The 26,118-nt window shown below is 55.7% G+C and carries 19 protein-coding genes; 11 read left to right on the top strand and 8 right to left on the bottom strand.

The features are described from left to right. The first annotated feature begins 62 nt into the window (after positions 1-62). The 3 genes from Pla52o_RS05935 to Pla52o_RS05945 all read left to right on the top strand — a co-directional run bounded on the left by Pla52o_RS05935 (position 63) and on the right by Pla52o_RS05945 (position 3,470). A complete protein-coding gene (locus tag Pla52o_RS05935) occupies positions 63-1,112 on the top strand; it encodes a ThuA domain-containing protein (RefSeq protein ID WP_146593693.1) in 1,050 nt (349 codons plus the stop codon). A gap of 200 nt (positions 1,113-1,312) precedes the next feature. Next, on the top strand, positions 1,313-1,804 hold the full coding sequence (locus Pla52o_RS05940) for a DinB family protein (protein ID WP_146593694.1): 492 nt from the start codon (positions 1,313-1,315) through the stop codon (positions 1,802-1,804). Positions 1,805-1,988: 184 nt separating this feature from the next. After that, entirely contained in the window at positions 1,989-3,470 is a 1,482-nt protein-coding gene (locus Pla52o_RS05945; RefSeq protein ID WP_146593695.1) for a BNR-4 repeat-containing protein, read from the top strand. Positions 3,471-4,262: 792 nt separating this feature from the next. On the opposite strand, the gene Pla52o_RS05955 is transcribed toward Pla52o_RS05945, so the two are convergent. Both Pla52o_RS05955 and hemE read right to left on the bottom strand, forming a co-directional pair. Then, positions 4,263-5,309, bottom strand: a complete 1,047-nt coding sequence (locus Pla52o_RS05955) for a hypothetical protein (protein ID WP_146593697.1) — start codon at positions 5,307-5,309, stop codon at positions 4,263-4,265. Further along, positions 5,309-7,243: a uroporphyrinogen decarboxylase gene (gene hemE / locus Pla52o_RS05960; protein ID WP_146593698.1), complete on the bottom strand. Its 1,935-nt coding sequence runs from the start codon at positions 7,241-7,243 to the stop codon at positions 5,309-5,311. Before hemE ends, Pla52o_RS05955 begins: the two co-directional genes overlap by 1 nt. A gap of 199 nt (positions 7,244-7,442) precedes the next feature. Between hemE and trmB the strand changes: the two genes are divergently transcribed. The 4 genes from trmB (at position 7,443) to Pla52o_RS05980 (ending at position 11,998) form a co-directional block, all read left to right on the top strand. After that, a complete protein-coding gene (trmB, locus tag Pla52o_RS05965; RefSeq protein ID WP_146593699.1) occupies positions 7,443-8,096 on the top strand; it encodes a tRNA (guanosine(46)-N7)-methyltransferase TrmB in 654 nt (217 codons plus the stop codon). A gap of 1,442 nt (positions 8,097-9,538) precedes the next feature. Beyond that, positions 9,539-10,816: a valine--pyruvate transaminase gene (locus Pla52o_RS05970; protein ID WP_146593700.1), complete on the top strand. Its 1,278-nt coding sequence runs from the start codon at positions 9,539-9,541 to the stop codon at positions 10,814-10,816. Between the two features lie 496 nt (positions 10,817-11,312). After that, a complete protein-coding gene (locus Pla52o_RS05975) occupies positions 11,313-11,798 on the top strand; it encodes a hypothetical protein (RefSeq protein WP_231612130.1) in 486 nt (161 codons plus the stop codon). Positions 11,799-11,824: 26 nt separating this feature from the next. Further along, positions 11,825-11,998, top strand: coding sequence for a DUF1501 domain-containing protein (locus Pla52o_RS05980; protein WP_146593701.1), 174 nt, complete (start codon positions 11,825-11,827; stop codon positions 11,996-11,998). 7 nt (positions 11,999-12,005) lie between these two features. Here Pla52o_RS05980 and Pla52o_RS05985 read toward each other — a convergent pair whose 3' ends face one another. From Pla52o_RS05985 to Pla52o_RS06005, 5 genes are all read right to left on the bottom strand, one after another. Further along, positions 12,006-12,623, bottom strand: a complete 618-nt coding sequence (locus Pla52o_RS05985) for a HupE/UreJ family protein (RefSeq protein WP_146593702.1) — start codon at positions 12,621-12,623, stop codon at positions 12,006-12,008. 219 nt (positions 12,624-12,842) lie between these two features. Further along, positions 12,843-13,460: a phosphatase domain-containing putative toxin gene (locus Pla52o_RS05990; protein WP_146593703.1), complete on the bottom strand. Its 618-nt coding sequence runs from the start codon at positions 13,458-13,460 to the stop codon at positions 12,843-12,845. Positions 13,461-13,683: 223 nt separating this feature from the next. Further along, positions 13,684-14,352 carry a response regulator transcription factor gene (locus tag Pla52o_RS05995; protein ID WP_146593704.1) on the bottom strand — a complete coding sequence of 223 codons (669 nt, stop codon included), beginning with the start codon at positions 14,350-14,352 and terminating at the stop codon, positions 13,684-13,686. Further along, entirely contained in the window at positions 14,349-16,283 is a 1,935-nt protein-coding gene (locus Pla52o_RS06000; RefSeq protein WP_146593705.1) for a sensor histidine kinase, read from the bottom strand. The genes Pla52o_RS05995 and Pla52o_RS06000 overlap by 4 nt, the downstream gene beginning before the upstream one ends. 2 nt (positions 16,284-16,285) lie before the next feature. After that, the gene (locus tag Pla52o_RS06005; RefSeq protein WP_146593706.1) at positions 16,286-19,078 is read right to left on the bottom strand and encodes a chemotaxis protein CheB; all 2,793 of its coding nucleotides are present in this window, start codon (positions 19,076-19,078) and stop codon (positions 16,286-16,288) included. Positions 19,079-19,858: 780 nt separating this feature from the next. Here Pla52o_RS06005 and Pla52o_RS06010 point away from each other — a divergent pair. From Pla52o_RS06010 to Pla52o_RS06020, 3 genes are all read left to right on the top strand, one after another. After that, positions 19,859-20,077 (top strand): hypothetical protein, encoded by a 219-nt coding sequence (locus Pla52o_RS06010; protein WP_146593707.1) that lies wholly within the window; start codon positions 19,859-19,861, stop codon positions 20,075-20,077. An 80-nt stretch (positions 20,078-20,157) separates the two neighbouring features. Continuing rightward, complete coding sequence (locus tag Pla52o_RS06015; protein ID WP_146593708.1) at positions 20,158-20,607, top strand: hypothetical protein; 450 nt, start codon at positions 20,158-20,160, stop codon at positions 20,605-20,607. A gap of 696 nt (positions 20,608-21,303) precedes the next feature. Beyond that, positions 21,304-24,135 carry a hsp70 family protein gene (locus Pla52o_RS06020; RefSeq protein WP_146593709.1) on the top strand — a complete coding sequence of 944 codons (2,832 nt, stop codon included), beginning with the start codon at positions 21,304-21,306 and terminating at the stop codon, positions 24,133-24,135. Positions 24,136-24,263: 128 nt separating this feature from the next. Here the strand turns inward: Pla52o_RS06020 and Pla52o_RS06025 are convergent, their stop codons facing one another. Continuing rightward, on the bottom strand, positions 24,264-24,521 hold the full coding sequence (locus tag Pla52o_RS06025) for a hypothetical protein (RefSeq protein ID WP_231612131.1): 258 nt from the start codon (positions 24,519-24,521) through the stop codon (positions 24,264-24,266). Between the two features lie 134 nt (positions 24,522-24,655). Between Pla52o_RS06025 and Pla52o_RS06030 the strand changes: the two genes are divergently transcribed. After that, a complete protein-coding gene (locus tag Pla52o_RS06030) occupies positions 24,656-26,104 on the top strand; it encodes a sulfatase family protein (protein ID WP_197169035.1) in 1,449 nt (482 codons plus the stop codon). Positions 26,105-26,118: the final 14 nt, after the last annotated feature.

The following is a 26,118-nucleotide window of genomic DNA, read 5'->3' on the forward strand; positions in this document are numbered from 1 at the left end:
CAGGCCGCGTGTTATGATGGTGCGGACCGATGAACCACGATGACTTTCACGAGATAATTTTCATGCGACAACGATTAACGGCTTTGGCGGTGTTCACCCTAGGCGTGGCTCTTCTCTCGGCTCAGCACAGCTTTGCCGAAGATGGGCCTTTGGTTTACCAAGGTGACAGCGGGATCGGCTCAGGCAAGCATCTCGTTTTTTTAGCGGGGGATCATGAATACCGCAGCGAGGAAGCCTTGCCCGCTCTGGCACGAATCCTGGCCAAACGCCACGGTTTCAAATGCACGGTCCTATTTAATCTCGATCCGAAAACGGGATTCATCTTGCCGGGCAACAGTCACATGCCGCATACCGAGGTGATCGACTCCGCCGATCTGTTGGTTTTCGGGTTACGCTTCCAAAACTTTCCCGCTCCGCAAATGCAACCGATCGTCGATTACCTGAAACGTGGCGGTCCGGTGGTAGGAGTACGAACCAGTACACATGCGTTCAAGATCCCCACGGACTCGCCGTTTGCAAAGTACGATTTCCAGTACAAGGGCGCTGAGATGAAGGGGGGCTTTGGTCGGCAAGTGCTTGGGGAGACTTGGGCCGGTCACTACGGCAAGAATCATGTGATGAGTACGCGTTTGGAAATCGTTCCTGAAAACGCCGACCACCCCATCCTACGTGGGGTCAAAGATCTTTGGGTGCAAGCCGGTGGCTACTGGACCGATCCCGAGGCGAACTGCGTTGTGCTGGCTAACGCCCAACCCCTACAAGGAATGGCTCACGATTCTCCCCCTGCGAAAGACAAACAACCTTGCCCGGGCGCCTGGGTGCGCACCTACCAAAGTGAAAGCGGAACCGCAGGACGTGTCTTCACCACCACCTACTGTGCTTCCGAAGATATCCTTAACGATGGATTTCGCCGGTTGATGATCAATGGATGTTTGTGGGCATTGGGCAGTGAAGACAATATCACCGACGACTTGAATGTCGAGTTTGTGGGGCCCTACGATCCTTCGACGTTTAGCTTTGAAGGGCATCGTAAAAACGTCAAACCGCTCGACCTTTCTGGCTGGGATTCCCCCATCATGCCACGCCGAGAGGACGCCACCGAGGACAAGTAGCCGTCGGCAAAGAAAGCGGCAAGCGTCTCCCCGGATGCCGCGATTGAGCTGGTTTTCGTTTCTAGCAACGTCTTGATCGCTGGGATCACTCACTCGTGAATCCCGGGCGATCGTTGTCGTGTTCAAGGGGGGATGCAAGACACGATCCGCTGCTACAATCGCAGCTAAAACCTCTTACCTCGAATTACGATGGGAATCTGATGAACGGAAAAGACGCGATTCGTTCGGCCATGAAGCTTAGTGACATGGTATTCCGCAGTTACATGAGCGATCTAGACGACGCCGAGATGATGCGGCGTCCCTGTGAAGGGTGCAACCACATCGCTTGGCAAACCGGGCATTTGATTGCTGCGGAAGTCTCGATTCTCAACAGCATTGCACCGGGCGCGGGGGCTGAATTACCCGCGAAGTTCGCAGAAGCCCATTCGAAAGAGACCATCGCTTCGGACGACGCATCCGCGTTCCTCAGCCGTGAAGAATATTTGGCGTTATGGGACAACGTGCGGGCCGCGACGCTGCAGACTCTCGAAGCGATCAGCGAGGAGCAGTTGAATGCCGAATCGCCCGAGCATTTCCGTTCGTTCTGTCCCACCGTTGGCGATGTCTTTCTCTTGATTGGTACGCATCCAATGATGCATGCCGGGCAACTGGTACCCGTTCGCCGCCAGCTGGGAAAACCGGTACTGTTCTAGCCATCGTTTAGTTGAATTCAAGACGTCGTCTACGATGGCGTCTTTCGTTGATGCACGCTTACGGCTCGAGTAATCGAGCAGCAGTGCCTCGTAGCGAAGCGGTTCCTTTTACTACGATGTCCGGTCGTAACAATCGCTCGAGCTGCGCAGCAGACCACCTAAGACCCGCTTGAGGTATCCACCGATGAATTTGTCTCTCCGTATTGCCACATTGCTTTTAGCCGCATTTGCCGGAGCCGGGTTACAGGCCGAGGAAGCGGCGCCGCAGGGCGCACAAACCGCCAATGGCTACAAAGGCATCTGGTTTACGCTGGGGCAATTTTATGGCAAAGGCGAGGGGGATAATGTCTACGCAAAATCATCGCCCACGCCAACGTTCCCATACGGGGACAAGTACTCCGGCGGCTTGGGAACCTATACAGCCAAGCATACGCCGTTGGCCATCTACAGCAGCGAGGTCGACAAGACATTCTTTGTCTATGGCGGAACGACCGGCCCCCAAGAACGTCATCTGTTGTGCATGGTGTCGTACTACGATCACAAGACAAATCAAGTCCCGCGGCCCGTCGTCGTGCACGACAAAAACGGCGTTGATGATCCACACGACAATCCGAGCCTTGCGCTCGACCAAAAGGGACACCTCTGGATTTTCATCAGTGGGCGCGGACAGAAACGACCAGGCTTCAAGTATCGTAGTGTGAAGCCCTACAGCATTGATGCCTTTGAGCAGGTCTCCGTCGAAGAGATGACTTATCCGCAGCCGCATTACATGCACGAGTCGGCGGCGAACCAACGAGGGTTTCTGCATCTGTTCACCAAATACACCGGCGTTCGTGAGTTGTACTTTGAGCGTAGCGAGGATGGAGTGACTTGGACGGAGGACGCAAAGTTGGCGGGAGTTCGAGAAGCGGGACATTCACGAGGCGGTCACTACCAAACCAGCGCGAGTGTGGAAGGCAAAACAGGAACCTTTCTTAATCGCCACCCCAACGGGAACGTAGATCGACGGACGGATCTCTATTACGTCCAAACCAAAGACATGGGCCGAACTTGGACGACCGTTGAGGGAACAAAGTTGGCGGTTCCGTTAGTCGATGTCGACAGCCCGGCGCGAGTGGTCGACTATGCCTCCCAAGGCTTGAACGTCTACTTGAAAGACATGGGATTTGATGACCGGGGAAATCCCGTGCTGTTGTACGTCACCAGCCCGGGACACGAACCGGGGCCGCCAAACGATCCTCGTCATTTTCGGCTCACTCGCTGGGATGGAAATGCATGGAAAACGACGACGATTTGCACGACCGATCACAACTACGACATGGGAAGCCTCTATCTCGATAGGAACATTTGGACGGTGCGGATCCCCTCACAACCAGGCCCTCAGCCACATCATGGCGGTGGCGAAATGGTCGCGTGGACGAGCCGTGATCAGGGCGCCACGTGGTCGATTGAGCAAACCATCACCCACGATAGCCCACGCAATCACAACTATGCCCGCCGTCCGCTTCACGCCAAAGATCCTTTCTACGTCTTCTGGGCGGATGGCGATCCGACGAAGCTAAGCGAAAGCCATTTGTATTTCGCCAACGCCAAAGGCGACCAGGTTTGGCGTTTGCCCTACGAGATGAACGAGGCCCTAGCCACCCCCGAGCGCGTCGATCAGTGAATTTTCCGTGAACTTCGCTTAAGAAATGGAGTGCGGCGGCCCCGAAAATCGCGTGTTTGACGTTCTCGCGAACCTTTGGGGACCCAACATGCGTCTGACTGGGGACTTGCCTCATCGGGGGCGATCACGAATGATGGCGGTTGTTGCGTGAGGTTTTGAACACCTGTATAGGTGTAAACGCGGCAACTTTTCTTGAGTTCGGCGGGAATCCGCGGCAAATCTGGCCCAAATTTAGACTTTAATCATCCTCAATCGGGGGGCGATGGTGCCGGGAAACACGTGCTTTTTCACCTCAACCCGTTTCTAACCCAATGGGGAAAATGGCTCTTGTGGCATTTTTGCTTGCCTTAGGGTGGATTCAAGGCTAGAATCTCGGCAGCTAACACGGATTGGACTGGTTCAAAGGATCTTATCATGACCTCAAACAACAGCGTACGCTTTACGCAATCGTGCCCAAGATGCGGCAGACGCGTGGAAGTACGTGCTTCGCTGCTGGGTTGCACCGTTGCATGTCAACATTGCCATGCGGAGTTTGTTGCAAGCACAAATAGCGATGGCCCGCAACATATCGACCGCAGCATCGATTTGCTTCAGCGAGTCGAAAGTGCCCTCCGGCGTGCGGACCAAGGAACCACCGTCTAGTTGCATCGTTGCTGCCCGAATGCATCTACAACGCACCAGCAAGGCCGCCACGATGGTTGGCTTGTCGGGCGATGCAATTTCCGTGCTTCCCCCAAACACGCGTCCCCGCACCCTCACACGCGTCCCCGCAAACTCACTCGGGCATTACGATCACGCGGTGATCCATTGGTGCAAACGTTCGATCGGTGTGGGTTGAACGCTTGCGGTTACAGCCACCAAGGGTAACGTGACGGTGCCGTCGCCACGCACCACCACGGCGTCTCGATGGATACCAATCGTGGAGGCGGGCAAGAACACCTCCGCGAACGCTTTTCCCCGATCGATGCCGCCAATTTGCAGTCGCACCGGGCGAGCCCCGTCGGGCGGAGTGCCCAAACGAAGGTCGATTTTGCGAGTTTCGTTTCCTGCAATCGAAGAGATAACGGTGTTGGATTGCCACGCCGTCACGGATCGATTGGTGGCCGCGTCATCGAGTTGAAGCACCACGGCGCGACGTTTCTGATTCAGATGCCAAAGCAGTTTGCAGAGCATCTCTGCGGTCGCAGTCGCTTCGGAATCGACGAACGCATGTCGCCCCAGGATGATCGCGAGATAGGCCGACGCCCGAATCGCCTCGGTGACCGCAGTGCCGCTATCCTCGGGCACCGTCTCGGCGCGGATCGCAAACGCAATTTCAGCGAGGGATTCCGCATCGAGTGAACTCGATTGAACCCATCGTTTCTGATCGGCGTCGATGCGTTCTCGCAATCGGGGCGTTTCGGCGTCCACCTCTCCGATCGTCCAGAGCACGTCCGCATGGGTGCGAATATCCCCCAGCGTTGCGGCCAACGTTCCCTCGCGGCTGATCGCGGCACGCCACGCTTCGGCCGAAGCAGTCTCGTCAACGAGGACACGAATGCGTCCCGCCTCTTGAAGCTGATGCAATTGTTTCGCGGAGTCTAAGTCGGTCCCGGTGGTCACCAGAGAGTACGGGATTGAGCCGGAGAGCAGCGTTTGAGCGTGCTTGCTGGCCTCCATCGCCGTACAGCGATCGTCTCCGCAACGCGCGTCCAGCGCGTCGCGAAATGCATGCTGGTAGCCCGCGGTGGCTCGGTCACAGGGAACGTTTGCGACCCAGCCGTGCTTCGCAACCTCATCAATGCGCACATCGTCGCAGTGGAGCGAACAGAATGGACAAATGTGCAGCGGTCGTGGCATTAGCGTTGGCTCAATTCTTTGACCGATTCGACGAGCGCGATCACGTTCTCGACCGGGGTCTCTTTCAAGACGCCATGGCCGAGATTGAAGATGTGGCCGGGACGTCCCTCGACCGATTGCAGCAATTGGTCGACCGTTTCCCGAATCACATCAGGATCGGCTAACAACACCGATGGGTCCATATTGCCTTGGACCGCACAATCGTGGCCGATGCGTTGCCAGGCCTGATCAAGCGAAATACGCCAATCGACGCCCACCACGGTTCGGCGATCCCCGCGAAGCAGCGGCAGCAGCTCGGGGTTGCCGGTGGCAAAGTTGATCACGGGAACCGAAGGGTCGATCCCTGCAATGATCTGTTTCATCCAGGGGAGTACGAATTTGGTGTAGTCGGCTGGGGACAGGCAGCCGGCCCAACTATCGAACAATTGCACACATTGGGCACCGGCGGCGATTTGATGGTTCAAGTAAACGGTGATCGATTCGGACAACTTGTTCATCAAATCGGCCCAGGCACCGCCATCGCTGTGCATCAATTTCTTGGTGTGGGTGTATTGGCGACTGCCGCCACCTTCGATCGCATAGCTAGCCAGCGTAAACGGGGATCCGGCGAATCCGATCAAGGGGATTGATGCGGGTAAATCGGCGCGTGTTTGACGAACCGTTTCGTAGACGAAGTCGAGTGCCTCGGGGCGATCGAGCGGTCGGACGCGAGCCAAATCCTCACCGCTGCGGACCGGGTTGTGGATGACCGGGCCATCGCCAGCAACAAACTCCAGATCAAAGCCCATCGGCACTAACAACGGCAGCAAGTCCGAGAAAATGATCGCGGCATCGACCCCGAGACGATCCACGGCGGTGCACATCACCTCGCTACAAAGTTTCGGGTTGGCACACAGTTCGAGGAACGATTGCTTAGCCCGGACTTCGCGGTACTCGGCCATGTAACGACCGGCTTGACGCATTAACCATACGGGAGTTCGCTCGGTCGCTTCACCGCGACACGCCTTCATGAACAAGCTGTCGTTGGACGGATGGAGGGGCATATTTTCGCTCTGCGGCTTAGTTTCGTGAGACCATCGGATGGGTTTGACACGTCGTTTGGCTTGAACCAGTTCACTCGATTGACGTGCCGACTCGGTGACCAGATGGCCCATTTTGGGATGGGAAGGTTCAAAGTCAACGTGGAACTCGCATTCTTGTAGCATTTGGCTTGTCGTCGGGCCAATCGATGCGATCACGGTAGAATGCAACCCGCGACGAAGATCGTCAACCAGCTCCATTTGCTCGGCCATGCGAAGCAGATTAACCACTTGGTGAGCACTGGTGACCAATAACAGATCACGCTGGCCGGCAGCCAGGGCACGCACGTTCTGCTGCAGCGGTTCGGTCGCTTCGGGAAACTCCCAACCGTACACACGGACGGGCTCGACCGTGGCGCCGCGGGCTTCCAAGCCAGCGACCAACGAAGTGTTGCTGACACCATACTCTTGTACCCCGACCACTTGGTTGGCGATCGACAGATTGGCGTCGATCGTTTGTAGCAATTCACGCCACGTGTTGGGTTCGGGAACGCGGAACGTCGTCGTCACGCCGACCTCACGCATAGCCGCAGCCGGTTTGGGACCGCGACAAATGGTCGTGATATCCGAGAGCGCGTCGAGGAACCGTTGTTGATCGAGATGCCGTTCGATCGCTTTTAGCAGATAACGGAATCCCACCCCGGTCATTACGATGACCACGTTAACCTCGCCCGTCATGACGCGATAGGCAAAATCGATTGCCGCGCGATTCGGTTCGATCGGAACCTCTCGCATCGAGGGGCTGACATGGGCCACACCGTGATGGCGTGTGATCAGCCGTGTCATATCGTCGGCGCGACGACTTTCGAGCGCAGCGACATTCAATCCACCAAAATCGGCCGGTGCCTTTACCATGAAAATCTATTCGTAGAGCGATGCGAGTGGGGGGGATGGGGACGCAGAATGCAAATGCCCCAAAACAATCGGTCATTGTAGAGATTTTGTGCTCGGTTACGATGTGAGGACCGCAATTCAATCGTAGTTTCCTCAGCGGGGGCCCGTCTCGTCTCGAATCGGCGCCGCTGTAACCCTCCCTATAGTTGTAAGTTCGAACGTGTCTCGAAGTCCCATTCGCCGTCCCCCAGCCAGTCTTGACCTCAGTAAAGTCTTTCGAGTGGTCGATCAGCTGCCCGAGCTGCTCACCAGCGAATCGATGTTTGACAACACCAAGCCGCTTGAAATGGAGGTCGGCTCGGGCAAAGGCTTGTTCATGGCGACCGCGTCGGTCGAAAACCCCAGGCATAATTTTGTCGGCATTGAGATTAACAACAAGTGCGCCGAACACGCCGCCGGACGGCTTGCGAGAACGGAGGCCTGTAACGCCATCATGATTAGTGGCGACGCCGAACCGCTGTTCAACGAGCGAGTTCCGGCGGGAAGCCTCGAGGCGGTCCATGTTTATTTCCCCGACCCTTGGTGGAAAAAGAAACAACGCAAACGCCGGGTGCTGAACGAGCGAAGCATTTTGAACTTTTCCAAGGCGCTTCGCCCGGGAGGCCGGCTGCACGTTTGGACTGATGTGCTTGACTATTTTGAAGAAACCGTGGAAATCATCGCCGAAATCGCGCCGGAATTAGGCGTGCCGATTCCCGAAGAAGAGATCGAGGCCCAACACGATCTCGATTACCGCACCCACTTCGAGCGACGAAGTCGACGGTACCGCATCCCCGTTTATCGCGTCCGCTATGAAAAACGGAGTAATGCTTGATCGGATCGGTATCGACTGAGACGTGAGGGGGATTGGAACAGATTAAAATAAGCCAGCCGCCTCGGGATGAAGCGACTGGCCGGTTTCTCATCGGATCAATGAGCGAGGTTGGGATGAACCCGTTACGTTGGTTTACTCAACCCATTGCGCTGGTTCACTCAAACAGTGCAGCCGCACGGAGCTCCCACGCATCCACAATCGTCGGTGCATTCACAAACGTCGGTGCATTCACAAACGCAGTGGCACTCGCAAGGGTTACCCTCGGCGATTGTGGCGTCCGAACCCTCGGCGGTAGTGGTGGCGCCCGAGTCGCCCCCAGCACATGATTCGCCCGTCGCACAACAGGCATTCACCTCGGCTCCGGCCGTAGTATCGCATCCACACGCGTCACAAACGCAGTCAGAGCAAACGCATTCGCTCCCGGCGCAGCAATCGCACCCTGGCTCACACGCTCCGCACGGACACGCTGCGTCCATCTTGGCGTTCCCCGACACTCTCACGGGGCTGAAAGCCGACGCGACCGCAACGGTCATCATCGTTGCGACAACCAAGAGCCCAAACAATCGAAACATCTTCATCTTCATTCTCCAAAACATCGAATCTATCGTTCAATCACAAAGCGGACCTTCTTGCGAAGTCTATTTCCGCCAACGACAAAGACGGGCGCACTGTGCTTGCGCCGGGAGAAAAAGGGTCGGGGCGACAACGCGAGTTGAAAACGTTGTGCCCGACCAAGGATCATTCAATGAGGGTTCGGCCGCGTCCACCGCGAGCGAAATCGGATTGCCCGAGGGGACCGGAACGGGATGATGAGATTCGATTGGTCCCCAACAAGTCTCGCAGGGACATCGGTCTATCAGTCCATCGGTTGTTGCGATGCAGTGGACATGATCCATTTGCCCCGCAACGTCGGTCGCACAACACGATTGAACATCGGATGTGCCCCCCTGGGACGCCCCGCACGCCTCGCACGCCCGGCAACTCGCACTTGCGACCGTGGGCGCAACCACCATCGTCCCCAAGGCGAGCAGAGCTAGCCAAGCGGTAACGATTTGCGGGAGGTGACGTTGGTTTTGCATCAGTTTGCGGAGGCGAACAGGAAGTGATTTGGGAAGACACAGGAAGAGCGAAATCGGAACCGCCGTGGGCGCACCGTAATCGGTGATTGCGTCCACTGCGTCTGGGAATGCTCTTATTTTAAGCAGGTTTGTCGAAAGCGTCTCGTTCAGAAAATGCACGACGCGTGGCTTCGTCCGCCAAGCATCCGGCAAAGTAAAAGTATCTGCCAAATCCCATTCACGCGACGACCGGCTACAGGGGACGGTTCCCCCCGAGAACCGCAAGCTTGTCGATGCTAGGAACTCGCTATGGTTTCGAACTTCCTTGCGATTCACCATACTTGCGTCGGTAGGTCACGAACGTCCCCCGCGAAGAAGAATGCAATGAAACAACACTGGTCTGAATTTGGCGAACAGCTTTGTAGCGGCAGCGGTATCAGCGAGTTGATGGAGGATCTTGGACATGCGATCGCTAAGGGCGGCGATCAGATCTGCATGCTCGGCGGTGGACAACCTGCACACATTCCCGAGATGGACGCGTTGTGGCGAGAACGTATCACCGCGCTCGCAGCGGAGCCTGGGAAATTAGAGCATGCCTTGGGCAATTATGAACCGCCGTCGGGGAATCCCGGTTTTCGCTCGGCGTTGGCGGATTTATTCAAGCGACAATTCGGCTGGGACGTGGGGTCCGAGAACATCGGGGTGACCGCAGGCGGCCAATCCGCGTTCTTCATGCTCTTCAATGCATTGGCCGGCAAGTTCCGCGATGGTAGTCGCAAGAAAGTGTTGCTCCCGTTGGTGCCTGAGTATATCGGCTACGCAAACCAATCCGTCGATGGTGAGATGTTTCGTGCGGTCAAGCCGCGAATCGAAATTACCGGCGACCATGAGTTTAAATATCGCGTTGATTTTGATGCGTTGGAAGTCACGGACGATATCGCGGCAATTTGTGTGTCGCGTCCGACCAATCCGACCGGCAACGTTTTGACCGATGCGGAAATTCAACGTTTGACGGAAATCGCCGCCGCGCACCACATTCCGCTGATCATCGACAACGCTTATGGCGCTCCATTCCCGAACGCGATTTTCACCGCCTCGACTCCGGTTTGGAACGAGCACATCATCCTGACACTCAGTCTGTCGAAGATTGGTTTACCAGGAACTCGGACCGGAATCGTCGTCGCCAATCCCGAGCTGATTCGGTCGCTCTCTTCGATGATGTCCATCATCGGCCTCGCCAACACCAATATCGGGCAAGCGATTACAACTCCACTGATCCAAAGCGGCGAAATCTTGCGTTTAAGCAACGAGATTGTCCAACCGTTTTATCGCCAAAAGTCCGAACAAGCCCAAGGCTTCGTGCGAGAATTTTTTGATCCCCGATTGCCTTATCGAATTCATCGCAGCGAAGGAGCGTTTTTCTTGTGGATGTGGTTCGAGGGGCTCCCCATCACGTCACGTGAATTGTACGAGCGGTTAAAATCGCGAGACGTGCTCGTCGTTCCTGGCAATTACTTCTTCTTCGGGCTCGAGGACGACCAATGGCGCCATCGCGACGAATGCATTCGAGTGACATTTACGATGCCCGAACATGCCGTCCGAAACGGATTTCGCATCATCGCCGAGGAAGTCGCCAAGGCTTATGCCTCGTCCGCGGTGTAGCAACGGGTTCGTCCGGTTTGTAGCGAATCAGACGCACGACGGGGGATGGATTGGGCGTTTCAAATGCCCATCACGCCCCGGGATCTCACACGCGGCTGTCTGTGAATGCACGAAGCGTGCGTATAAAATGACGTGATTGCCATTTTCCCATGGACGTCACAACCAGACGCGTCAGTGCGCAGGTTGCGTTACGGCCGTTTTTGCCGGCAAATCATACTCCGAAGCGTCAGCGACGGGACCGAGTCTGGAGTGAGCTTCCCTCGCTTACACTTCGGAGTGTGAAAAACACGCGATTTCACATCGTGTCAGCGAGTGACCGAATGAAGAGTGCGATTTCTCTTGTTTGCAGGCCGGAGTGCAAATAATCCGGAGTGCAAATAATCCGGGGTAGAATTTTGGATGGGTTCGTCCCGCTTGTTGCAAGTGTGGAATTCCATGCCAAGATCATCGCCCCGGCGGATAGCGGTACGGTGTGGCGGATGGGGATGGAGGTGACATGAGACCAGCGTACTATTTCTTCGCGATCCTAATGCTTGCCGCATGGTGCGTGATGACCACGACGCACGAACTTGGCCACTTGATCGGCGGATGGCTCAGCGGTGGAACCTTGCAACACGCTGAACTTTGTCCGTGGCGTTTGCCGCACAGTCACTTTGCTCCCGACCCGCACCCCTTGATCACCCTTTGGGCTGGCCCGCTCCTGGGCTGTGCGATCCCCTTGGCATTTGCATTGGCGATTGGAAAACCGTCCACCTGGTTGGTCGCGAACTTCTGTGTTCTTGCCAACGGTGTCTACCTTGCGTTGGCTTGGTATTCGGGGGCCCCGTTTCTCGACACCCCGCGACTGCTGGCGGCCGGAGCTTCACCGCTTTCGATTGCCGCTTATTGCGCCGTGACGATCGGTTGGGGCTATCCCGCATTGCGAGCCAGCATTGTTGACATTGTTTTCCCGAAACGGGGCGAAGGTTCCGGCAAAGACTAAGTCGAATCGCCTTCACGCATCTCGTAATGCGAGATGGCATTCCGAATGCAATCTTTGGCAACCGACTCGAGCAACGCGGATTGCTCGACGAGATGGGCGTCGTTGAGGGAGGCGAATTTGGTCGCACTCCCTGTGGGGAGAGCCATCACGGCAATGGAGCGGTGACGGGTCGGGCGCGACCACTTCCGCTGCTGCGTTAACGCTGCTTTAAAACAACATCAAAGCGATCGCGGCGGCGGTGAGCGAACCACCGATGTAGCGACATGTCGTTGCAAAAGTCTCGTTGGAACGAGATCGTTCAACCCAACGCCCGGTCGCAATCACGGCAAGCATCACGCCGAGTGACGCAGCGATCAAGCCGCTCGCGTATAACGCCACTGCGGAGCTGCCGGTGAGTTCGCTGAAATGAGCACTGCCGTGGAAAAGTCCAAAAACGGTAATCGCCGTTAGCAAAAAGCGAGGCAGCGTGCGATGTAAAGCCAACGTGAAACCGCCGATCAAGACCGTTGCGACCACCATCGTTTGAGCCATTGGGAGAGACCAACCGAGTGCTGCAACTCCGCCGCCAACGACGCCCATCAAGAGGAACGCAGCGGGCACGGCCCACAATGCACGCCCTCCCAGGCGAACGGACAAGACCGCAACCGCGATCAACGACAACAGGTGATCGATGCCGGTTAATGGATGCAGCAAGCCGTGAACCAAACCACCCAGTTCCTGTCCCGCTAAACCATGACCGGCGGGGCCGTGTCCGGGATGGGCAAACGCGATCGAAGGCAGGCTGATCACAACAACGACCGCGGCGAACGGCAACAATCGATTCATCTTTCAAATTTCCTGGTAGGTAGATTTCCATTTCGCAGCATGAAAGTAGGGTCCACGCTTGGCGTAGTGTATGCCAAAAGAAGCGGCGCCGTACATTGGGCTTGGGGGGCCTCGCTCACGCGGGGAGGTACGCTCGTCTTTTTCGCAATTTGTGCCTTGCCACTTTCCTGAAAACCATCCTGAAAACTAGAGGGAAATCGATCGCGGCGGCCTCCTCGGTTACTCTTTTCCTTCCGCCTTAAGGTATTCAATCACTTTGGCTTCGAGGACCGACGCACGCATCCCCACTTGCTTCGCTTCGTTGCGAGCCTCTTCCACACTCAGATTGTCTTCCATGACACGGTAAGCCATCCATACCGGGCCCACGCGTCCGGCGACCGCGCAGTGCACCAACACCCCGTTGTCCTCCTTTGCGGCGCGCATCAATGCCAGACTCTCCTCGAGCATTTTCGGGGTCAAATCGTCCGGTCCTTGGATGGGAAGTTGAACAAAACGGAGCCCCGCAGCCTCGGCAACCTGTTTTTCGTCCCAGTCCAACTCAATCGTCTCACGCAATGAGAGCACCGTGGTAATCCCATGCTGCTTTAACTTGGCAAACATCGCTTGATCGGGCTGCCCCGCCAACACAATGTTGCCAAAGCGATGCACACGTTCTGTATTGCCCAGTTCGTATGCTTCGAGTTTCACAGGGGCTGGTGAAGTTTTAGACGTGCTTGTCGACGCCCCCTCCTGGGCGAGCAAACGCGTGCATGGTGAGAGTCCAAGAACGGATAGCGTGAAGGTCACGATCGCAGCAAGGCATCCAAAGCGAACTGTCATGATCTTTAATTTGCTCATCAAAGTAGGGGGGATGCGAAATCAAATTCACTCGGCTTCGCGGGGCTTTTAAAATTCGGGGCTTTCAAATTTCGTGGTGATCAAGTTGAGGCGACATGATCGCTCACAGCCAATCACCGTGTAGCATATCAGGAATTCCAGTGGGGTTCGATTGTCGATCGCAGCCATGCCAGCGGAGCGATATCCCAAACCGTCTGCGCGTCCCCGTTTGGGTAGCCGCGTTTCAGTAGCCGCGTTTCAAGACCCAGCGGGTGGCATGTTGGACTAATTGGGTGGCATTGTCGACGTTCAATTTACTTTTGATGTTCTCTTTGTGTCGTTCGATCGTCTTGACGCTGAGGAACAACGCGTCGGCGATTTCACGCGTGCTGCGGCCATTTCCAATCTGTTCAAAGACCTGTAATTCACGATTGGTCAACGATTCGAGACCTTGCATTGTCGCGGGCTTGGGATCACCTAGGCGGCGACGAATGAGGTTCTTTGTCACCGATTTGCTGAAGAAAAAGTCGCCACCCAGCAACGCGTGAATTCCTTCGATCAGCTTCTCGGGGGCTTCCTCTTTGTTGATATAGCCATGCGCTCCGGCGGCCAACACACGGTGTGCGAACAAGCTCTCGTCGTGGGCCGAGATCACCAAGATTTTGATCGCAGGACAGATTTTGATTGCCGATTGAACCAAGTCCATGCCGCTGCCCTCTTTGAGCGTCAGATCGACGATGACAAGGTCGGGGCTTTCACGAGAAAGAAACATGATTCCCTCTTGCTCGTTGCTGGCCAATCCACACACTTCCATGTCGGGTTCTTGATTGATCAGTTGGGAATAACCAAATCGGACGATGCCGTGATCGTCGACGACGACAATTCGGGCGGCGGGGGAGATCGTTTGATTCATGATTGGCAATTCCTTTGGGGGATGGTCAAGGTGACGCTCGTTCCCTGGTTGGGAGCCGTGTCGATTTTTAATTCTCCACCGATCGACTCAGCGCGATATCGCATGATTCGCAGCCCGTGGGCGCTGGTTTTGTGTGCAGGTCCGGTGAAGGTGAACCCGACGCCGTCGTCTCGGACCGTCATCGCAAAATGATCCATGCTGCGAAGCTCGATCACAATTTGATTTGCTTGGGCATGCTTGATTGTATTATGGACCGCTTCACATGCGATTTGATAGATCACCAGTGCAACGGAATCGTTGCACACGAATCCTTCGTCGAATCGATGATGATCAACGTCGCATTTCAAATGGAAACGATCCACCGTATCGGCGGCAAGCCCGTGTAGCGTCGGTAGTAGATCAACAGACTCGATCGGGCTTGGCAGCAGACCATTGGACAGTCGGCGTACGTCTTGGTGAGCCTGTTTCAAAATATCACTGAGGTGTTTGACATTTTCAAATTGAGACTTCATCTGCTCCGGTAGGCTGCGACGAAGGGTTTCGGCAATCAATGCTCCCCCGGTCAATTGCTGGGCAATCCCATCATGCAGCTCACGACCGATGCGTTGCTGTTCAGCGATCGCGATATTAGCGGCGATTGCTTCGAGCCGCTTGCGGGCGATCAGATGGCCAAGTTGAATTCCGATGTGGGGTAAGATTTCTAAGAAAAAGTGATTTCGGGAGAGGACGTGATCGGAAAGGAATTCCATGACGGCAACGATCTCGCCGTCGACGGTGATGGGAAACGCGATTGCGGCGCGAAAGCCGACGTCGGAGATGCGGTTTAAGAGCGGATCGAGAGTGGCATCTTCGACCCACTGAGGTTCATTGGTCTGCAGCACCCTCCCGATCATTCCTTGGCCGCTCGCAAAGCGTAGGCCGCCGCGAGTCTGCTGGAAATCGCCTAGCTTTTGGAGCGATAACGCAGCGTCCTTTCGCACATGCCATAATCCCGTGCTTTGCATCTGCCCGCTATCGTCGTCCGCCAAACGCCACACATGCCCGACCAACCATCCGTTGTACTGAGTGATTTGATCGAGCGTCACTCGCATTGCCATCTCGACCGTTTTGGCTTCATTGGCGATACGGGTGATGTGTTGCAGAAGCTCGCGTAATTCGTTTCGTTGGATTGCTTGCTGTTCAAGCGTTTTGTTCAGCTCGCGGGTACTTTGCTCAGCCGCCTTGCGTTCGGTAATGTCGAGCAGCATGCCCACCGCAAAACGTGGTTGCAACTTCCCCTCTTCGTCAATCGCAAGCACTTTGCCACGATTTTCGAACCAGCGTATTTCGCCATTGCTGCGCACGATTCGAAACTCGGCGTGATAACCGTCCTCGTCGCATTCACGCAGCGACTTGTTGAGATGGCTTTGGATGAAGGCGCGGTCTTCGGGGTGGATGAGCTGTCGTAGTCGCTCCAGGTTAAGCGGCTCATCAGGTCCCACTTGAACGATCGATCTCAATTCTTTGGACCAATAAATCTCTTCGCTCACCACGTCATAGGAGTACCAGCCCAATTTCGCCGCCGTCGATGCGGCACGTAGTTTCTCTTCGGCTTGTCGCAGTTCCGTTTCCACCCGCTTGCGTTCGCCGATATCAACGCAGTGCATGACGATGGTGCCATCTTCCAACGTGCAACCCGATTGGATCATCCAAAATTGTGAGCCGTCCTTACATAAGCACTTCATCTCATACGGCCCCACGTGGCCGCTTCGACGCACCGTCTCAAACAACGCCTCCATCGGCTTGCTCCACTCCGGCGGTGTCAATCGTGATGACGTCAGCGATCGTGTTTGCACGTCCTCGCGGGAGTAACTGGTTCGCTGGAGAAACCAATCGTTGCAATCCAAGAGCGTTGCATCGGCCGCGTAGAACAGAATGCCAATACCGTCCACACTCAGCGCGCGACGAAAACGTTCCTCGCTCGCAATTGTTCCTCACGTTGTTTTCTCGCTGTAATGTCGATCATTGTCACGACAACGCCTCCCACCTGATCCCCATTCAACCGGTAGGGAATGACGCGACGCACGAAACAGCGGCCGTCACGACAATCGACTTCGTTTTCGATCGGCTGCAATTCGGCAAGCACTCGCTCACATTCCGCGGTCAAACTCTCATCTTGAAAATCGTGCGCGAGTTCACTCAGTGGTCGCCCCTTATCCGTATCTCGAATCCGCACCAACGACTGAGCCGCTGGCGTGAACCAGCGGATGGTCAAGTCGATACCGAGGCAGATCGTGGGGATCTCGGTTGCGGAAATTAAGTTCTCCAAATCGGCATGCTTTCTTTCCAACTCCTCGACTTTGGAGCCTAACAATTGGTTGGTCGTTGCCAGTTCCTCGTTGAGCGATTGCAACTCCTCTTTGCTGGTTTCAAGCTCTTCGTTCGTGCTTTGCAATTCCTCATTGACACTCATCACCTCTTCATTGGAAGCCTTGTACTCTTCATGCGAGATTTCGAATTGTTCCAAAGAGCTTTGCAGTTCATCTTTCACTGCCGATAACTCATCCTCCAAATGGCGAATCGTCGACTCCGCCTCGGCGCTGAAGGGGCCCAGTACAGGCTCGTCGGGATAAACCGAGCTGGACGATGGCGGCGGCGAAGCTGAGGGTTCTTGTTCAGCGGCATTGTCGGTTGGCTCACGGAAAATGATGAGCGCAAGCGTTTGCTCGTTTTCATCGTCGTGAAGAGGGCGAACTTCGATGTCCAATTCCCCCGAGTTCGTTCCCTGGGCCAGCCGACACGACAGTCGCACCGGTTGCTGCTTTGCGAACGACCTTTGCACCGCTTCCTGCAAACGGGATCTCAAGTCACGCCGCAGTTTGCTGAGCAAATCATCGTTAGGGACCCCGGAGGTGTGTAAGAGAAACGGATTGACGTCGCCGTTGATATAAAGGATGCGCCAGTGGCGATCGATTAAGATCGCGCGAGGAGCCACGAGGTCGAATAATTTGTGCTGAATCAAATGGGTCACTTTCTGATCGCGCCGGGGCAACGAGGATAAACGAGGAGGATTGCGGCGCACGCTGCCAGTGGAGATTGGTAAGGGAATGCCTTCGTCCGGAATGGAGCCGATTCTACGAAAAATTCGCTGTTTCTTCTTTACCGTCTCGAACCGGTTCTGTTGACGTCCCACCGTTTCCGCGGTGCCCAGCATCAAGTAACCAGATTTCCGGAGCACAAAGTGAAACAACTTGATGACCTTCTGTTGCGTTTCTGGATTGAGGTAGATCAAAACATTGCGACAACAAACCAAGTCGAGTTGGGAAAACGGAGGGTCGGAAATCAAATTCTGGTCCGCAAAAATCACCGTCTCACGCAGCGTTTTATTGACTCGGAATGGACCGTCACCCTCCTCCGAATCGAAGTAACGCTGGAGTCGCTCTGCGGAGACGTCGCTTTGGATGCTGCGAGGGTAACGCCCGATCCGAGCGTACTGAAGCGCGGCTTTGTCAATATCCGACGCGAATACCTGCACGGTACAACGCTTGTGTTGGGTGCGAAGTTCATCGAGGATCAGCATCGCGACCGTGTACGCTTCTTCCCCAGTGGCACAACCGGGAACCCAAACACGAACGGCATTGTCCTTTATGATGGCGTCGTCGTTGGAGTCCAGGTTGTCCGTTTTGTTGGCCACGATCTTGTGGATCACATTGGTTGACAATTCATCCCAGGCTTCGCGATCACGAAAAAAGTCGGTGACGCTAATCAGCAAGTCCTTCGCCAGTGCTGTGATCTCGTCGGGATTCTGTTTGAGATAGGCCAAATAGGTCTCGATATCCTCAATCTGATGCAGACACATTCGTCGCCGCGTTCGCCGTACCAGCGTGGCGTCTTTGTAGTTGCGAAAGTCGTGATTGTCGTGGTCTCGCAGCAGGGAGATCATCGCGTACAGCGAGTCGGACGATATCGCTGGCGTTGGAGCGTCCTGTTTCGTGGAGGATACTTGTTTCGTGGGTGAGTTTGGTTGCGGCGCTAGCGGCGTGCTCGGCTGAAGGTACGAATGCTGAGCGAAACGGGCAATCGCCGCTGGAATTTCCTGGGGGGATAGCACTCGATCGACCACTCCCGATGCAATCGCACTCTCGGGCATCCCTGCAAATTCAGCAGTGCTCGGTTCTTGGACGATCACGAAACCGCCTGCTTCCTTGATCGCCTTGGCACCGCGTGTTCCGTCGCTGCCGGTTCCCGACAGGATGACGCCGATGGCGCACCGCGTTTGGTCCTTGGCAAGTGATTTGAAAAACAGGTCGACCGCGACCGGAGTGGTCCGCCCCCCTTCTATTTCGGTTAATTGCAACCGACCTTCCTGTATCCCCAGATAGCTTCCCGGCGAGATGATGTAGACGCAGTTGGGCCGCACCAAAGTCTCTTCGTGAACTTGACGCACCTCCATGGTCGTATACTTCGACAGTAGGGAGGGGGCGAGACTCGGCTTGTCACGGGCTAGATGCAGGATGATGACAATGGCGAATTCCGGACGCTCGGGCATCGCTTCGAGCAGTTGACGCAAGGCGTCCAAACCGCCTGCCGACGCACCGACCCCCACAATCGGAAAATGATCAGCCTGTTGCGTTTCCGCCGTGGCGATGGCGATGGCGGAGGCGGTTGGGGATTCGTCCTGGCTACCCGGCGGTAACGAGTCGTCAGCGGATGCCGATGAAGTCTTTTTCTTTCGTTTTCTCGTCACGACGATTCCAAGTAGGAGCTAATCAGAGGACGCAAATCCCGGTTCAAAATTCTGGTTTAACGCTGTTCCCTTTGATTCGGACCATTCGGGATGGCGTGTCGCCAGCGGGGGGGCGACTCGATCGCGTCTTTCCTCGTGCATGATTCTACCATCCTGCGCGCGAACCCGGATGAGGCATCTGACGACTGGTTATTGCTGCAATCGGTTTGCTAACAACGGATTACCTGAGCGAATTTGAAAGCGAGTGCATGCCTTAACCCTCCGCCTTCGGTTGGAACGTGCGCTATTGCCGTATTCGCAGCAAATCGCAACCCCAAGCGTTAGGCGAGCGACCGGGGCAAGATTGAGACTCCCTCGCTGGCGCTGCGGTTAGGAAAACGTGCAACCTCTAAACTTGACTCGCCGGGTTGTGAATAGTCTAGGTGTGGGGCACCGTTCTCGATTGCCAAGAGAGTTACACGCACTGGGGGATTCCCCCAGAGTGAGATTGGGGATTCTCTACTATTGCCAGATAAGCGAGATGGTCAAAATCGGGAGATCAATGAGGACTTTTCTATTGAATTTGGCAAATACCTCGCCCTCAATCGCATGTAAGTGGAGCCTTACCTGCGATCCAATGAAATGGATTGCAACTACCCCAGTTCGCCAATTGAACGAATTCATTGACCTAGAGTGAACGCGAGCTAAATTCAAGTCGGATTCAATCGAGAGTCTCGAGCGATTCGCGACATTTGTCCGGAGCAAGATCAAGGCCCCGGAATCAACCACAGGAGGTTAATTGTGTATACCGACGATAGTAAAGAATGTCTAAGTGGCGGTGCCATTGATGATTTGCATCGTGTTGCAGCAGCGTTGGAAGCACTGGAACTCCAGATGAGCGTGCTCAGTGTAAAGATGCATTACGATCAATCACCCCATTCCCCACAGGCGATGGAGTTGACTCGCAAGGTCGCCGAGATTCACCGACAGCTTGACAATGTGCTGACGTTTGGGAGTTAGGTCTTCGCGTCGCAAAGGAAATTTTGGTTATGGAACTGCGAGATCAAAGACTCACAAGTGTACTGGATGATCTTTTGTGCATGCAAAACGACCTTTCGATGCTTGGAGTGAATCAGACGCACGATGACGAGAGTCGTCGCGTTTTCAAATGGGTTACTGACTCGATGCATGCACGCAACGGTTCATTGTCCCTAGAGCACGAATTGGGAACGATCGTCGAAATGATCGTGCCGGAATTTTCGGACTCGTGCTGCATCGACTATTTTGCGTCTAGTGGATGCACACGACGTTTTGCTGCTTATGGGAGTGATGACTTGCTGTTGGCGACACCGATCCGGTCGCTGACGCTCGAGTTGGATCCCTCGCGACGATTCAAGGTCGCGTTAGCCGATGGCGTTAAGTTTTTGGGGGTAATCGAATTCACGCGTTCGCCCGATCACCGTTCTTTCTCGTCGGTTGAACGACTTGGCGCAAGCGTTTTTGCCAGCCGCATCTCGGCGAATATAACGAACGTGCTAAGCTCGCTTTAAGATGCGTCGGCGTTTCCGCGAAAGGTCCGCAAAAGGATTGCGAATGGATGGAGTTCCGCTTGCATCCCTTCGGTAATCCAAGGCAAGCCAACTCCTGCTGAGCTAAGTGGGGTAATCCCGCTTCACGTAACGGACCAACGATGCAACGGGCCCAACGATGGCAACGGGACTACGATGGCAATGGGCCTACGATGCAACGGGCCCGCTGGTAAGGCAATCGGCGGTCGTCACGGTAACGCCAATACCAATCACCAATAGGTTTGATAGCGCAAACGAGTTGGGCGGACGTGTTGTGGTTGGAGTGACTGCGGGGCTGGGCTTGCTCGTCTGCCGCCGAGGAAGACACGGAGGAAGATGCCGAGTGACGACACGCGATGGCGGCCGCGACCGATCCCTTTGTCGCCCAAACGGCGGCCCCTTCCGGTGGGTGGTGCGTCGGTGCGGCGTTTGCTTGGCGGGCGGTTTGCGCTTGGCGGGGAGGAGGGGGCGCTGCGGCGTAAATCGTTAAAGAGGGGCGTGATGGATGGGAAAGACGCGATCAGGAACCGATGGCCAGAATTGGGCTCAGAGTATAACCTGCATCCCCCGGCAACGAAGATCCCGCGTGATTGTGGGCTCGACGATAATGAGTCCTACGATGACGGGATTGTGAACCGGTTCGCCACTGCAAATTCCCCACGCCCATCCTAGTTTCCCGTGCCAAACTCTGACCCCGCCTGCAACGAATTTGACGCCCAACCGTCTCGCTACGTGGTCGGGATCGACTTGGGGACCACGAATTGTGCACTTTGCTTTATCGACACCGCAGCGACGTCATGGTCCACCGAGACGTTTCGAGTCCCCCAATGGATCGATTTTGGTCAATGTGAGAGTCGTGAGACGTTACCGTCGTTTCACTATGAATTGACAAGCGACGAACGTTCCGCCGGCTACCGTTTGCCATGGCAAGACGACGTTTCGCCCACCTGCGTTGGGGTGTTGGCACGCGACGCAGGGCACCGTCATCCGGGGCGTCGGGCGGCATCCGCGAAAAGTTGGTTGTCACATGAAGGGGTCGACCGCACCGCCGACCTGCTGCCATGGCACGGCGATGCCGAAGTGACGCGTTTGTCGCCGGTCGATGCATCGGCACGTTATCTGGATCATTTGCGTTCGGCTTGGGATCACGCTCACCCTGACTTTCCACTGGCCGACCAAGACGTGGTGATTACTCTGCCAGCGTCATTTGACGAGGTTGCTCGTGAGTTGACCGTCGCAGCAGCGAAGCAGGCAGGGTTGTCGCGTGTCTATCTGATCGAAGAACCCCAAGCCGCCTTCTATGCTTGGATCGATCGGCAAGGGGATGAATGGCAAAAAAGTGTTCAGCCCGGACAGCTGATTCTTGTTTGCGACATCGGGGGTGGGACCACTGATTTGACGTTGATCCGAGTTCGCGCGGCAGGTGAATCAGGCGATCAGATCCAATTCCATCGCGTCGCAGTGGGGGATCACTTGATCCTCGGTGGCGACAACTTGGATCTCGCGATCGCCAAACTCGCCGAATCCAAAATCACGGCGTCAGAGGAGGGAAGTACGCTATCGCCGAGTCAATGGGACCGCTTGGTTCAAGTATCACGCACCGTCAAAGAAACGATGCTCACGACCGATCGGCCGGATCAATATACGATCAACCTGCCCTCGGAAGGCTCGCGATTGGTCGGCGGCAGCATTCAAGTACAGATCGCGGCCGAAGAGATCGATGCGGTATTGATGGATGGTTTTTTCCCTGAAGTCGATTTGAACAGTACAGCGATCGCTGGCGAGAGTGGCTTTCAAGAATTTGGTTTGCCGTATGCAGCCGATGCGGCGATCACACGTCACTTGGCTGAGTTTCTCAATACGCATCGCCGCACTGGACTCGATGAACAGGACGAGAACGATGCGGACCGTCCCGCTTTGGTGCTGTTTAACGGAGGCGTGATGTCGGCCCCGGCGGTGCGTGAACGGATTGTCACGATGTTGTCGCGTTGGTTCGCAGGCGATGATGTCGATTGGAAACCCCGCGTACTCGATTCACCTCGGCTCGATTTGGCCGTCGCTCAAGGTGCCGCCTATTACGCTGGCGTGCGGCGCGGTCATGGGGTACGGATCGCTGCGAACTTGGGACGATCCTACTACATGCAAGTCGCCGACCACCCGCCGCAAGGGTTGTGCTTGATTCCGGGAACCGCCGAAGCGGGCCAGCGTTTTCGCGCCGAGGGGCACCCCCTGGAATTGCAAGTTGGCTCGCCCGTGCAGTTTCCCCTGTGGGTTAGCAGCACGCGATTGGCCGATTCGGTGGGCGAATTGATTGAGATGGATCGTAAGGAAGCTTCGCCATTGCCGCCCATCTGTACAGCATTAGTCCAGGGCAAGCGACGCCAAAACGAAACGATCAATGTGGTCATCGAAGCCGAGTTGAGTGAGATCGGAACCGTCGGTCTGTTTTGTGTGGATACCCAATCGAGCAAACGTTGGCGATTGGAATTCGATATCCGTAGCACGCTTGAAACCGATCGTGACGCTCATACCGGAACCGGGGAAGCGGCCGGGATTGTCGATTCCGAAACGGTCGCCGAGTGTGCCGCAGCGATGGAAGGTGTGTTTGGAGATCGCAGTGGCGCGGGTTCACTGAAACCCAATCAATTGATCAAGCGATTGCAAACGATTACCGAAACGCATCGCAACGCATGGCCTCCGTCGCTGCTCCGCGACCAGTGGCAATTCTTGTTTGACCACCAACAAGGACGTCGTAAATCGGCGCAACACGAATCGCGTTGGCTGAACCATGTCGGTTTCTGTTTGCGGCCTGGATACGGTGTCGCGGTCGACGATTGGCGAGTATCGCAAGTTTGGCGAACGGTTCACAACAAATTGGCGTTCCCCGCAGCGTCATCGCGCACCGAATCGATGATTTTGTGGCGGCGTATTGCGGGTGGATTGACCGCCGGTCAACAAGCACAACTCGCGGCCCCTTGGATCAGTGCCTTGAAGAACGGGACGCGAAAGATCGAAGCTCACGAGGCGTCCGAAGCATGGCGGTTGATCGGATCGCTCGAGCGGTTGGCGGTCCACGACAAGGTGACACTTGGTCGAGTCGCCATACAGGCTTTGTCGCAAAAGAAGCACGAGAAGATTCGTCACGCGTTGCTATGGGCGATCGGGCGTCTGGGGAGCCGGCAACCACTTTACGGTCCGCTCAATGGCTGCGTTGGCTCGAGCGAGGCCGCTGGCTGGGCCGAGTCGTTGATGCGGTTTGACCGCAGCGTTGATGCGGGGGCTCATGACTCCGTGTGGACGTTGGCGCTTGTGCAAATCGTACGAATGACCGGCGATCGCTATCGAGATCTGCCCGTGGCCATTCGCAACGAGGTGATCGATTATCTGGTGGCTCGATCGGCACCGACGCACTCGATCGACTTGTTGAAAAATGTGGGGCGTTTGCAAAGCGAAGAGGAAGCCGCGATCTTTGGCGATTCATTGCCGTTGGGAATTCGCTTGGTGAGATAGACCTGGTGAGATAGACCTGGTGAGATAGACCTGGTGCGAAAGACTTGGTGCGATAAACTCGCCAGCGCCCATCAGGGGGTGGCGTGGATCGCCCTCACGCCAAGCGGAGCTTCCGCGATGGCGACGAATCAACGGTTGTCGATTTGCATCGGTTCGGCCGCCTGTCTTCGCTCTCCGCCGCTACTGAGCAGCGCGATCGCGATGCTCCCCAGCACGATCAAGACGGCGACCGAAAGGACGTGAGCTCGGTACTGCTGCCACATCGTTTGCGGGGGCTCAGCGGTCGGTTTCGTTAATCGAGTGCTTACTTGGGGACGAGGCGTTTTCATCATGCAAATCGCTGATACGGTAAGATGAGTCGAGATCGAGACGAGCAGCTCACTCAATCCTAATCCACACGAATCCATGGTGTCGACCGGTTACTTTGCTCGCTCCCAATCCTTCGATACGTCTGTCGATGCGGAATCGAAGCGTGGCCGCAAAACTGAAACCCAAAGTTCCCCTTGATCGAGTCCAAAGCATGATGTGTTCTACCACCCCATTGGCTCCTCGCATTCTGGGCCTGTTTTTGGCATTCTGCGTTGCCGCTGAAGCCGCCGATGCGCTGACACAGGAGCGGCCCCACATCGTCTTGGTGATGACGGATGACCAGGGTTGGGGGCAGACGGGCTACTACAACCACCCCATCTTGAAGACGCCTCATTTAGATGCGATGGCCGAAGCGGGGCTGCGTTTTGATCGCTTTTATGCGGGGGCGCCGGTCTGCTCGCCAACACGAGCGAGTGTTTTGACCGGACGCTCTAACGACCGTACCGGGGTGAAGACGCATGGCTATGCACTACGGTTGCAAGAAACAACGATTGCCCGCGTGCTTAAGAACGCCGGTTACGCCACCGGCCATTTCGGGAAATGGCATCTCAACGGATTGAAGGGAGCGGGAGTGCCGATTCTAGCGTCCGACACTCACCATCCAGGCCATTTCGGTTTTGATCAGTGGGTTTCGGTGAGCAATTTCTTTGACCGCGATCCGCTGATGAGCCGGCAGGGAAAATTTGAAGACTTCGCGGGCGACTCGTCCGATGTCGTCGTCGCTGAAGCACTCGAGTTCATCTCGCAACAAGCACACTCACAACAACCATCCTTTACCGTCATCTGGTTTGGATCGCCTCACTCGCCCTGGCTGGCCAGCGATCAGGATTTGAAGCCGTTCGAAGGATTAGACGAGTCATCAAAGCATCACTACGGTGAATTGGTTGCGATGGACCGTAGCATCGGAACCTTGCGTGATGGCTTGCAACGTTTTGGCATCGCCGACAACACGCTGGTTTGGTTTTGCAGCGACAACGGAGGGCTTCGTAAAATCAACCCTGGCACCACGGCCAGATTGCGAGGCAAAAAGGGCAGTGTTTATGAAGGTGGCTTGCGGGTCCCCGCGATCGTGCAATGGCCTGGTAAGATTAAACCAAGCGTGACCGATCATCTGGCGTGCACGATGGATATCTTCCCGACCTTGGTCGACTTGCTCGGGCTCGACGATTCGGTTGCCCCAAATGAACTCGATGGCATTAGCCTCAAACCGCTGTTTAACGCCAAGGTTAAGCAGCGAGAAAAACCGATTCCATTTCGCTTTGAGAACCAAATCGCATTGATTGACCATCGCTTTAAACTGATGTCGCTTGATCGCCGGCAAGCATCGTTCACGCTTTATGACCTTCACAACGATCCACGTGAAACGACGGACGTTGCCGCACAGCATCCCGAGGTGGCGGCGCGGATGCAGGAGCAATTACGGACGTGGAACGAATCGGTCCAAGCAAGCGCCGCGGGGAAGGATTACCCCAGCGGTAAAGTCGACTCAAACCATCCCGGAACTCGTGCCTGGACCGAGGTCGAAGCTTACAAGCCGTTCTTTCCCGAATGGAGGCAACGCTGGGAATACGAGCGTTATTTCGCTCCACGACGCAATTGATTTTTGCGTTAGGT

Origin of the sequence: Novipirellula galeiformis (assembly GCF_007860095.1) — a bacterium.
GTDB lineage: Bacteria > Planctomycetota > Planctomycetia > Pirellulales > Pirellulaceae > Novipirellula > Novipirellula galeiformis.